We start from the raw sequence: 12,021 nt of genomic DNA on the forward strand, positions 1-12,021 counted from the left end.
GGTCATGGCCGAGTCACGGTGAAGGCCCAGTGGGCCAGGCCGCCCTCGGTGCCGTCGTAGAGCTGCTGGCCGCCGGTGGCGGTCAGGGGCAGTGCGGGGAGCCCGTTGAACGGGTCCCCGCTCCACAGCCGGAAGAGGTCCTGCGAGCCGAGGGCCGTGCCGGCGACGTCGGCGTCGAGGAGGACCGTGGGGTCGTCGCGCCCGATCGGGGACTCCGTCACCACGGGTGGGGTCGACCGGAGCTGCACCACGATCGTGTCGCGGCCGAACCAGCGCGGCGGCTGGATGCGGAACGCGTAGCGGACCTCGCCCCCCGGCAGGTCGGTCGCGGTGCCGGGCATCAGCTCGAGCTCCTCGATGCCGTAGAGGAACGGTCCGTCCTCGGTCCCGTGCCACGCCCTGAGCCACTCGCGCGGCCTGTCGGTGGCCTCCGTCGTGAGGGCGCGGGACACGGTGAGCTGGAGCTGTGGCTCCTCCAGGAACGTCTTCCACTCGAACGGGTCCCGGTCCTCGCCGAGCTCGGCCGCACCCTCCGGCCACACCGCGAGCAGCCGCGGCGGAGGCGCCACCTTCGACGGGCGGAGCAGCGCCACGTGCAGCTCGCCGCCCGCCGTGCCGTCGCCCGACGGCAGCGTCGGCAGCGGTGGCGGGTTCGCGGCCGCGGCGACGACGGCCCCCAGCCCGCTGTCGTGGCTCGCGGGCGCCATCGCCCACAGCGCGTCGCGGTCCTCCTCCGTGAGGCGGGTGCCCTCGAGGTCGGGGTCCAGCGCCAGCTGGTCGGACGCGGCAGCCCGCACGGGCCCCGGCGCGGTCGACCTCACCATGACGAGCACCAGGCTGCGCGACGTCGGCTTGGCCTCGCGCACGTCGACGTCGTACGCCGCCCCGTCGCCGCCGGGTGGCACGGCGACGTGCGTCAGGGCACCTGCCGCGCGGCGGAGCCGGAGGCGGCTCACCCGGCGGCGGTCGAGCAGCCAGACGCCGAGCCAGGGGTCGGGGTCGTCCAGGCCCTGCTCGGCGAGGTCGCGGTCGGCGGCGATCTCGAGGCGGCCGGTCTCGAGGAGCTCGTCCAGCGCGGCACCCTCGTCGTCGGGCCACGGCCACAGGCCGGTGATCCGCGGCGGCACGGCGGTCGGGAGCCTGCTGCAGCACTCGTCGACCCGGTCGGCGAGGCACAGGAGGAGGTCGAGCAGCTCGCGGTTGGAGCGGATGACGGTGCGCACGCCCGTGTCGAGGGCGCGCTCCTCGCCCAGGGCCACCGTGGCGAGGGGGATGCACGGCTCCCCGCAGGCGCATCGCCGGGGCGCCAGCCGGTCCAGGACCTCCCGGCGACCCTCGGCGTCGTGGGGGAAGGTGGCCTCCGAGCCCGGGTCCTCGCCGGACGTCGCCTCGCACTCGTCGCAGCCGAAGACCTGCTCGCAGAGGCCGTCCGGGAGGCCGACCCGCAGACCGGCACCCACGGTCACCGAGACGGCGTACGCCTCCCGGACCATCGAGGGGACGACCCGGGGCTCGTCGTCGCACCCCTCGGGGGGCATGCAGACGGGGTCGGTGCCGCACTCGTGGTAGCAGAGAGCGACGGTCGTGAAGCCCTCGTCGAGAGGGTCGCCGGCCGGGCGGCCGCAGGCGTCGGTGGGCCGCGCCGGGTCGACCTCCACCGAGCGTGGCACGACGACGATCCGACCGTGCCCGTCGACACCGACACCGGGTGAGATCACCACGCTCCCGGAGGTGGTCAGCCGCACCTCGAGGCCGCACAGCACCCCGCTCCCGAGGCCGAGCCGCGTGACCAGCTCGCGGGCGTGGCGGTGGTAGGACTGCTCGGCCTGCCAGTGGCGCACCTCCATGAGCTTGCGCGGGAAGAACAGGTTGCGCTCGAGCGCGTGGAGGGCGTCATGTCCCAGGTGGTGGTCGTCGCAGCCGCACCCCGCTGTCGTGAGGTCACCTCCGCGGCCGGTCACGGGGACGAGGTCCGTGGTCATCGTGTGTCTCCTGTCTGTGCCGACCCGGCGCCGGGCCGGTCGGGCGTGCGGTTCTCGGAGTGGATGCGGGCGGTGCCCAGCCGCTGCCCGGGCCCGTCGGCGTCGGGGCGGTGGGCGGTGTCGTTGCGGAGCCCGGTGGCCGGCTGGCCAGGGAGCCGGTCGACCTCGACCACCGTCGGAAGCGACGTACGCCGTGGGGTGGCGCAGGTCCGGGCCCACACGTGTGCGGGACGTTCTCGCTGCACCACCGCGTCGACGGCGGCGACCTGCTCGCTGGTGCCGTCGGCGACGTGGACGCAGATGCGGTGCGCGACGTGGCCGTGGACGGGGAGGCCGGCGTCTTCGGCGGTGATGAGCGCGGCTCCGTCGACGAGCGCCGTGGTGTCGAGCACCGGTGGTCCCGGGTCGGCGGCCACGAGGCCGGTGGTGGCGCCGAGCACGCTCGTGCGCCTGGTGCCGTCCAGCCGCCACACGGTCACGTCGAGGAGCGGCTCGACCACCTCGACGTCGAGGCCCGTCTCCCGGCGGACCTGGTCCTCGAGGCCCGCGCGGGTCCCGCGACGGCCGTGGCGGGCGACGGCGGTGGCGATCGACTCCCGCCGGCCGGCGTCGTCGCCGGGCAGCCGGCCCGGGTCGAGCGCGACCCACGTCGCGAGCCTCTCGAGCCATGGCGCGTCATCGCGGTCCGGGGCGACCGAGGGGCTGAGCAGGGAGGGGAGCTCCTTGATCAGGGACGACGTGTGCTCGAGGTGCGCACCGAGCAGCCCGACGTAGCGGCCGAGGACCCCGCTGCCGTCGTCGACGATGATCGCACCGTCGGTCGCGGGGTGGACGCCGGTCTCGCGGTAGGCGACGGGCAGCGCGGTGACGGGTCCGTCGTCGCCGGTCTCCACCAGGAGGTCGGCGACGGCCGGGGTGGTGGCGCCGGCACTGCCCAGCTCCACGGCGACCCACAGGTCGCCCTCGTCGCGGCACAGCACCCGGGCATCGAGGGCGTCCGGGGCTGCGGCCCGCCACACGCCCCTCCCGGTGTCGGGAGGCGCGTCGTCGGGGAGGTCGTGCGCAGCGTCCGGCGCCGGCGGGACGGCCCCCGCGGGCTCGATCCGCGTCCACATCCGCAGCCACGCCTGCGGCGGCAGCGGCTCGGCGAGGCGCACGACCACCCGCCGCCAGCGATCGGCGGTGTCGGAGTCGACCTGGGCAGGGTCGGGGCGCCCCGCCCGGACGACCGCCAGCCCGTGCCGCGCGAGACCGCCGCCCTGCGGTGCGAGACGCAGGTGCCCGGCCTCGACGACCGTGCGGGTGAGCAGCGCCGCTCCCCAGTCGCCCCCGGCGAGCCACCGGCGCGCGCTCATGACTGGAGGCCGATCCACTCGACCGACCAGCGGAGCGTGGTGGTGACCAGGTCCGTCAGGGCGGCGGAGCCGACGACGTCGGACGGGTTGACGTCGACCTGGGTGCCGTCGCCCCACCCGGTGCCCGGCGGCAGGGGGACGACGCACCGGAACCTGCCCGGCTCGGCCGCCTCGACGTACGGCGTCCCGTCGAGGAGTGCGGGTCGTCCGGTGGGCGAGAGCGCGGCATCCAGCATGCGCAGGCCGTCCAGGCGGGCGAGGTAGGCCGGGGTGTCGCCGAACCCGGCCTCGCTGGTGTCCACGTCCGCCACCACGGCGTACGGCAGCCCGGCGGGCCCGGTGCGCACCTGCCAGCCGGTGTCACCGCTGGCCGTGCGGCCGCACGCGGCGTACGGGGTGGGAGGTGGGTTGAGCAGCCGGCGGCTGGCGAGCTCGGGGGCGCCGGCGAGCGCGCACCCCTCCACCGCAGCGAGGGCGAGGACGATGTCGTGCCCGACACGGACCGCGGGCGGGTCGAGCCAGAGGACCTGCGGTGCATCGGACCGGCGCACGGCGCCCTCGGTGCCGCACGCGCCCGGCCGGTCCACCACGACGGCGTCCTCGTCGCTCGTCCAGCGAACGACGAGCGCGAAGCCCCGCGGTCGCCCGTCGGGTCCGGCGACCACCGGCGGCACCGGCACCGCGACGGGATCAGGCACCACGAGCTCGCGCCCGGTCGAGTCGAGGGCGTACCCGGCGCCGATGGACACCGTCGCGTCGCCCCTGCGCCCCGTCACGCCGAGGCCGGAGGCGATGCCCCAGCCGTGGAGCATGCGGTGGTGCAGGTGGCGGAGCCCGGTGTCGACGTCCTGGGCGGCGGTGAGGTCGTCGGCGGCGAGCACCTGGCCGGGGAAGTACAGCGGCCGGTCGGCGTGGGGCAGGGGCACTGCGGAGACGGTCATGTCCACTCCAGGGGTGGGAGCTCGGGTCGCTCGGCGGGCAGGAGGACCAGCCAGCTCAGGGCGAGGGGGGTGGTCTCGACGACGTCGCCGAGGGCGACGTCGCCGACGGGGACGTGGTTGCGGACCACGAGGTCGAGGCCGGTGGCGGAGACGGCCATGACCTCGACGGTCGTGCGGGCCGCGGCGGGCGTGTGCCCGGCCGGCGATGCGAAGGCCACGGGGACGTCCTCGAGCAGGTGGTGGCCGAGGTCGACGTGCGCCGCCCACTCGGAGTACGTGCCGGACGCCGGCTGACCGCGCGGCACGATGCCGCCGAGCCGTCTGGCCGGTCCCGGACGACGCAGCCACTGCCGGTCGCCGTCGCCTGCCCGGACCACTCCGGTGTCGTCGATCCTGGCCAGGGGCACGTCGAGCTCCTGGGCCCGGGCGCCCGTGCGGAGCACCACCCGCCCGTCCGGACCGTGACCGCGCAGACGCAGCGCGACGACGGTGCCGGTGGCCGCGGAGGTGGTGAGGCGGGCCGAGAACGTCTCGCTGAGGACGACGGTGCGACCGCAGCGATCCACGGCCGCTCCGGGGGTGACGACGAGCTCGTCGCCGGCGAGCATGACGCGCAGGCCCGTGGAGCAGCCCCACGTGCGGTGGGCCACGACATGGTGGTGGGCCAGGTGGAGGTCCTGGAGGCGCGGCTGGTCGCGGAGGTCCCGGGCCAGCAGCCAGCCGCCGGGGACCTGGCGGAGTCGGGTCTCGGTGGGCATCAACGGCCTCCGGCGCTCGCGGGGGTCAGCGTGATCGAGCCGGCGAGCACCAGCTCGGTCGCGCAGATCGTGAGGTCGCCGCACTCCTCGGCCGTGCCGTCGGCGCGCTCGCGGCGCAGGACCAGCCCCTCGACGCGGTCGACACCGGGCACCTGGTCCAGCAGCTGGAGCACCTCGCTGCGTCGCACGGGTCGGCCGAACGGCCAGCCGCGTCCGGCGGGTCCGCCGGTCACCGGGTGCAGGAACCGGTCGACGGCGTCCCGTGCTGCGTCCAGCACCGCCTCGACCCCGCCACCAGGGAGCACCACCACGGTGGCCGTCACCCCGACGCGCACGTAGCTCGGACCGACCACGAACACGCGCGTCCCCAGCGTGCGGACGCTCGCGAGGTCGGCGCGGACCCGCGCGAGCAGCTCGCGCGTCGGCTCGGGCCGGTCCACCGGCAGCCAGGGGACGACGGCCACGGTGAGGCACCCGTCGGCGACCAGGCCGGGCAGCCGCGGGTCGACGTCGGGAAGCGCGCGGGTCCGCCACAGCGACGTACCGGGTGTGGCGAGGACGCGCCGCTCGAAGTCGAGCGCGGTCACCGCGCGCTCGGGCACGCCGGCGCGGCGCACCACCTCGAGCGCGAGGTCGTCGAGGCTGCTGACCCGGTGCTTGTCGGCGAGCCCGGTGAGGCGGTCGTGCACCCACAGGGCGGCATCGACCCGGGCGGCGGTCGCGGCGACGTCCTCGCCCGGCGCTCCAGGGAGCAGGGAGCCGACCAGGTCCATCCGGGTCCCGGCGGCGTCCGTGGAGAGGAGCGCCACTGTCCGGGCGTCCTCGGCCAGCCGTACGTCGAGGGGCGGGCGCACCTCGCCGATGCCGGTGGTCGTGGTCCACGTCCCCGACACCAGGACGGTGCTGCCGGGCGGCAGGGTGGCGCCACAGCGCCCGTCGCCGAAGCGCACCGTGACCCCGTCCGCCTCGAGCACGGCTGCGTTGTCCTGCGCGCCGGCGACCGCGAGGTCGGCCACGACGTTGACGGGCACCGGCACGCCGCCCGGCGGCACGGCCCAGAGGCGCGGCGGTGCGTCGCACCAGGGCTGGGGAAGTCGGAGGACCTCGTCGGGCACGCCCAGCGCCACGCCGAGCACGGCGGCACCGACGACGAGGCGACCGGGGAGTGCCGCGGTGGGAGCCCGGAACGCGACGACGTCGACAGCGGGGAGCCCCGGCCAGTCGTCCGGGTCGGCGAAGCGCACCTCCTCGACCGTGCCGTCCCGGGCGCAGACCAGTGCCAGGGTGGCCACGTCCAGCGGTCCCGCGGGCAAGGGTGATCCGGTGACGGGCGTGCCGGGCGGCACCACCACGTCCATCGCGAAGGGCCCGGCGGCAGCGACCTCGCCGACGTCGGCGTGCAGGGCCGCGAGCGACGGTGGGGCGTCGTGCCGGCCCGACACGATGCGGCAGCGGAGCCACGCCAGGGCACGCCCGGCGAGGGCACCCGCATCCTGGTCGCCCAGCGTCGTGCGCGGAAGGGCAGGGACGACGAGCCTGACCCGCCCGCTGCGAGTCATGGCGGCGGTGCGGTCATCGGTGTCGGCCTCCGCGACCGCGACCCACGCGGACCCGTCCCACGTCTCCCACGTGGTGCGGACCGAGTGGTGCACGTCCCTCGGACCCGGAGCCTCCGGGACCCAGGGCCCGGGCGCGACCACGCACCAGAGGTCGATCGACCCCGCTGCGACCGTGCCGGCGGCCGTGAGGCCGACCAGGAGGCAGGTGCCGATGGTGGGGTCGTCGCCGAACGGCTGGACGGGCCGGCCCGCCCCGTGCTCACGGCTGAGGTCGTGGCACCCGGTGCGGTAGTCGTCCTCGGCGGCGGCTCCAGTGGCGTGCGCGACGGCCTCGACGGACAGACCTCGCACCACCACGTCGTCGCGCAGTGTCAGCGGCACGGTGCCGTCCGACCGGACGCCGGTCGCGACGAGGCCGGCGGGCACCCGGGTCCGTGACGACGTGAGCCGCACCAGCGCGCGGGCGGACCGTGGTCCGGCGGGGGCGAACCCGGTGAGCGAGAGCAGCAGCCGGCGTTCCCGGTCGGAGATCGCGCTCGAGCGGTAGCTGTCGACCTCCACGAGCCACGCCAGGAGCTCCAGCAGCGCGATGCCCGGGTCGCTGGTGTTCTGGTCGGTCCACCCGGGAGCCACGAGGGGGAGCTGGGAGCGCCCCTGCTCGACCAGGTCGCCCCAGCGGAGGGTGTCGGTGACAGGTGGGAACAGCGGCATCAGAGCCCTCCTCCCAGTCGTACGACGATGGGCCCGGCGCACACGACCTGGTCCGGCGCGGCGAGCACGGCGTCACCGACGGGCATGCCGTCGCGCGTCAGGACCAGGTCGGTGACCGCATCGACACCGGACACGGACTCGAGGACGCGGGCCACGTCGGAGAGGTGGCTGCCCTGGCCGAAGTCCCACCCCGTGCCGTCCGGCCCGCCCGCCAGCGGGTGCAGGAACACCTCGAGCGCCCGGACGACGCCCTCGCGGACCGCGCCGGCCTCGTCGGGGTACTGCGGGACGACGGTGACGGAGACGCCGACGGCGAGGTAGGCCGGACCCTCGACGGTGACGCGTCGCGTCGCCACTGCAGGGGAGGAGGCCACGATCGCGTCCTTGACGACGGCCAGCAGGGCCGGTCCCGGGCGGGGCTGCCGACTCCCGTCACGGGGTACGACGACCACCCGGACCGCTCCCGGCAGGGGTCGGCCGTGGCGGTCCTGCGCGCCGACCGCGCGGGCGCGCACGACGGCCGGCGACGACTCGGCGGCGATCGCCTCGACGTCGCGCTCGGTGAGGCTGAGACGGCGGTGCCGCAGCAGGGACGGCCCGCGCCGCAGGGCGGCAGCGAGCGGTTCGACCTCGGCGCCGCCGGACGCCGGCTCCGGGTTGGTCACCTCGCCCACGGCGACCGCGCTCAACAGCTTGTCGAGCCGGTGGGCGCCGACGTTGCCGACCTCGCCCTCGCAGGTCCGGTAGGAGCGCAGCCGCACGTTGTCGCGCCCGGCGGGCAGCGCCCTGCCGTGGCCCGCGCCGCCGAAGAGGAAGCGCCCCTTGGCGTGGTCGACCACGTAGACACGGTCGAAGGGGCCTGCGGCACCGAGCGACGTGGTGCCCGACCACGGCACCCACACCTCCGTGACCCGTCCGGTGCGCGGGTCGTGCTCGGTCCGCACGGCGGCGAGGTCGATGCCGTGCGCCTCGAGCGTGCGGCGCAGCACGTCGGCGTCCACGTCGGCGCGGTCGCCGTCGAGCTCGCGGACCTCCAGGACGGGGTCGCCCTCCACCGGGAACCGGCGCGCCACGAGTCGCTGACCGGGCGAGCCGTCGCCCGACCCCAGCAGCTCGTCGCGGATCGTCTCGACCTGGGCGACGGCCACGGCGTGGGCGGCGAGGGCGGACAGCCGGAGCGCAGGGGGTGGGCGCGTCGCGTCGAACAGGGCTCGGAGCCAGGTCCGGGGTGAGCCGAACCGGGCGGGCGGTGCGGTGACCAGCTGCGCGCCGGCGTAGGCGCGGGAGAGGGGTGCCCGGGTCGTCACCGTCTCCCCGGCGGCGGCATCGACGACGACGGGCTCCTGACCCTGGAGGTCGGCCAGCATGAGCCGGTCGCCGGCCCGGAAACGGAGGGCCGCGCCGAGCCCCACCAGTGAGATGGTCCTGCCGATCGCTCCGGACACGGTCACGCCCGGTGCCCCGGACGTGCCGGGCCAGAGGAGCCCGACGACCCCGCTGCGGCGCAGGCCGTCGGTGCCGTCGTCGGAGACCAGGCGCACCCAGGCGGTGCCGTCCCATCCCTCCCACACCGGCCGGTGCGCCACCGCCCACGGCGACGGGTCGGACGGCTGCAGCCAGAGGCTGACCCGCTCGGCGGGGAGCTCGCCGTCGAGACCGACGTAGAGCGTGGGCACGAGGTCGGGCATCGGCTCGAAGGGCACGGCGCCGGCGGCCGGCCACGTGACCGCGGGGGTGAGGTCGCGCCACTGGTGCACGTCGCGGACCAGCACGAGCTCCGCGTCGACCGCCGATGAGGTGTGGGTGTAGAACACCTCGACCCGGTCGAGCATCGGCGGGCGGGGCTCCACGACGGGGAGGAAGTTCACGATCCCGGAGGTGTCCGTCCAGCTCACCAGGCGCAGGCTTGAGAACGACCCCTCCGCCAGGCGGGCCCGCATCCACCGTCGTACGTCGCCGTCCACGTCGAGCTCGGCCATGTCGTCGGGCACGGTGAACCGCACCGACCCCGAGGCACGGAGCGCCAGCACGTCGGGGTCGCCCTCGGCGCCGAGCGGACGCCAGCGCTCACCGTCGTGGTAGTCCCACGAGACGACCGGTGGGTTCAGGTCGGTCGCAGCGGAGGGAACGATCTCGCCGGCGAGCGTGGCGGGGTTGATGTCCTTGAGCTTGTCGATCGCCTTGACCACGCCCTGCTGGGCCTTCTGGACGGCGGCGAGTGCGTCGGCGATCCGGTCCTCCACCTCGTCGACGAAGTCGTCGGGGTCCATCGCCAGGAACGCCGGGAGCTGGGTCGCAGGCAGCCAGGGCGTGGCCCCGGCGAGGAGGTTGACGAGGGAGCTGGCCAGGGGCTGTCGCTTGTTGCCGACCGTGATGAGGTTCGCGTCCGGGAGGCCGCTCTGCAGCTGGTTGCGCTCGTCGATCATGGACTGAGGCACGCCGGCCGCCAGGCGCTCGACTGCTTGGGCGATGTCGGCGAGCACCATCGCCACGGTGTTGCCGGCGTCGACGAGGGGAGGCAGCAACGCGAGCCCTACCGCGGGCCCGGTCAGCACCGGGGCGGGCGTCATGATCCCGACCTCGATGACCGTCGTGGTCACGTGGTCCCACGAGTCGTTGTCGTGCTTCGCGGCCTCCTTCAGGGCGTTCAGCGCCAGCTGCACCTGCTGTCGCACGGCGGCGTACCAGGCGGCGGCGTCCGAGCTGGTGAGCTTGGGGAGCGGATCACCGAGGATGCTGGCGGCGGTCGCCAGCGCCTGGGTCACCTCGGCGCCCTCGAGCAGCGCGATGGCCTCGTCGAGCCGGTCCTTGGCCGAGGTGACGATGCTGGACTGGACCCCGCTCAGCTCGTCGGCCTCCTCCGCGGCGGTGACCGGTCGCTCGATCTGGAGCGTGACGCGGCTGCCCGGCCGGTGGGTGGCGGGCGCACAGGCGAAGAGGAACGCCGAGCCGCGCACCGGCGAGGGTCCCATCGGTGCGAAGGTCTTCGACGGGTCCGCCGCCCGCCGGTCCGCGATCGCCTTGTCGAGCGGCAGCCCGCGGGAGACGGTCACCTCGACGCGCGACCCGGCGTCGGCCAGCACCCCGTGCGTCAGCTCGTCGTCGCTGTCGCAGGCGACCCGGCGCGGGGCGTCGCCGTCGTGCGGCCCGGCGGGGCGGGACGCCGCGGGGCTCACCCCGACCTGGACGGTGTGCCCCAGGACGGCGTTCAGCGGGACGCTCGCCCCCAGCGCGGTCGTGGGCGAGAAGCTCTTCGTCGCCGTGACGTAGCCGTCGAGGCGGGCGCCGGACGTGCGGTCGAGCACGTGGGCGGTGACGGGGGTCGTCGGGCCTTCGGGCCACCAGACCACGAGCTCCGGACCCGCCGGGTCGGCCGACACCGTGGTGCGGAGGCGCCGTTGCTCGTTGACAGCGGCGACGCGCAGTCGCGAGACGGTGGGCGGCGGCGTCCCTGCCGGCAGCTGCAGGGGGGCGCCGAGCCGGCCGCGCACCCAGTGCGTGGTCCGGCCGTCGAGCTCGACGGGCATCGCCTTGGCCCACGCCGCGACGAGGCGGATCGTGCCGGACCGCGTCAGCCCCTGGGTGCCGTCCACCGAGTCGTCGTCGCCGGCCTCGAGCGCCGACGCCGCGAACGCCGAGAAGGCGCGCCACTGCGCGCCGTCCCACCAGGACCACTCGATCGGCAGCGGGTCCGGGGCGGGGATGCCCATCCCGACCTGGAGCTCGACCACGGCCCGTCCGCTGAAGGCCAGCAGCTCCTGGTGGCCGACGAAGATCTCGCGGTCGACCCGGACGGTGCCGTCGAACAGGGTGAACGGCTCCCGGGCGAGGACGTCGGCGGAGTGGTCGCGCTCGGCGTCGGCTGCCGGCAGCACGCTGTGCACCTCGACGACCGAGGCGGGCGAGATGGCGACGGTGTCGAGGGTCTCGAACGTCACCGGCCGGTCGCGGCCGGGCACCGTCGCGCCGACCCGGGTGCCGCGCGGGACGCGTACGCCGCGGGTGCCGGGCACCGCCTTCATCGTCACGTGCGTGCGCGCGCCCTGCGCGGGCAGGAGGGCGACCCCGAGCATGTCGAGGAGGACCGCCTGGCGGTGGTCGGGGACCTTGGCCAGGCGCTCCTGCAGCAGCTCGAGATAGCCAGCGAGGATGTCCGCGACGCCGTGCCCCGGGCCGCCCTCGGCGGGCAGCCAGTCCGGGACGTACGCCGTGCGCGACGCGAGGATCTCCGCCAGGATCGCCGCGCGGTCCCGTCGCAGGATGAGGTCGGATCCCGGTGGCGCGGTCATGCGGCGCCCCCCTCCTGGAGGAAGAACGGGTAGACCAGGTTGTAGAAGGTGTTGCTCGCCCGGATCCGGTAGCCGATGGTGATGTCGAGCCGGCCACGACCCCGCTCGGCGACGTCGACGAGCACCTCGAGCACGTCGATGCGGGGTTCCCACTGCACGAGAGCCGTCTCCACCCGGTGGCGCAGGAGCGCGGCGGTCGTGCTGCTGAGCGGCTCGAAGAGGAAGTCCTCCAGGCCGGCGCCGAAGTCGGGCCTCATCGCGCGTTCGCCGCGGCGGGTCCCCAGGACCAGCAGGATCGACTGGCGCACCTTCTCGGCACCGGCCTCCAGCCGCGCCTCGCCCGTGCCGTCGACGCGGGCAGGCGCCGCCCAGCCGCGGCCCAGGATCCGCGCCTCGAGGTGCTCGCCGAGAGCCTGCCCGGTCATC

7 protein-coding genes are annotated in these 12,021 nt (G+C 75.7%); all 7 read right to left on the bottom strand.

Annotated features, from left to right (window positions below; translation table 11 throughout):
- Nucleotides 1–2 precede the first annotated feature (2 nt).
- From ASC64_RS04650 to ASC64_RS04680, 7 genes are read right to left on the bottom strand one after another with little or no spacing between them, the layout of a single operon-like run.
- On the bottom strand, nucleotides 3–1,982 hold the full coding sequence (locus ASC64_RS04650; protein ID WP_056906375.1) for a hypothetical protein: 1,980 nt from the start codon (nucleotides 1,980–1,982) through the stop codon (nucleotides 3–5).
- Entirely contained in the window at nucleotides 1,979–3,337 is a 1,359-nt protein-coding gene (locus ASC64_RS04655) for a phage tail protein (RefSeq protein WP_056906376.1), read from the bottom strand. The genes ASC64_RS04650 and ASC64_RS04655 overlap by 4 nt, the downstream gene beginning before the upstream one ends.
- Nucleotides 3,334–4,278, bottom strand: a complete 945-nt coding sequence (locus ASC64_RS04660; RefSeq protein WP_056906377.1) for a hypothetical protein — start codon at nucleotides 4,276–4,278, stop codon at nucleotides 3,334–3,336. Before ASC64_RS04660 ends, ASC64_RS04655 begins: the two co-directional genes overlap by 4 nt.
- On the bottom strand, nucleotides 4,275–5,036 hold the full coding sequence (locus ASC64_RS21930; RefSeq protein ID WP_056906378.1) for a hypothetical protein: 762 nt from the start codon (nucleotides 5,034–5,036) through the stop codon (nucleotides 4,275–4,277). The genes ASC64_RS04660 and ASC64_RS21930 overlap by 4 nt, the downstream gene beginning before the upstream one ends.
- Complete coding sequence (locus tag ASC64_RS04670) at nucleotides 5,036–7,306, bottom strand: baseplate J/gp47 family protein (RefSeq protein WP_056906379.1); 2,271 nt, start codon at nucleotides 7,304–7,306, stop codon at nucleotides 5,036–5,038. The genes ASC64_RS21930 and ASC64_RS04670 overlap by 1 nt, the downstream gene beginning before the upstream one ends.
- On the bottom strand, nucleotides 7,306–11,595 hold the full coding sequence (locus ASC64_RS04675; RefSeq protein WP_056906380.1) for a hypothetical protein: 4,290 nt from the start codon (nucleotides 11,593–11,595) through the stop codon (nucleotides 7,306–7,308). Before ASC64_RS04675 ends, ASC64_RS04670 begins: the two co-directional genes overlap by 1 nt.
- Nucleotides 11,592–12,020, bottom strand: coding sequence for a GPW/gp25 family protein (locus ASC64_RS04680; protein WP_056906381.1), 429 nt, complete (start codon nucleotides 12,018–12,020; stop codon nucleotides 11,592–11,594). The genes ASC64_RS04675 and ASC64_RS04680 overlap by 4 nt, the downstream gene beginning before the upstream one ends.
- Nucleotide 12,021 lies beyond the last annotated feature (1 nt).

The organism is Nocardioides sp. Root122, assembly GCF_001425025.1.
GTDB lineage: Bacteria > Actinomycetota > Actinomycetes > Propionibacteriales > Nocardioidaceae > Nocardioides.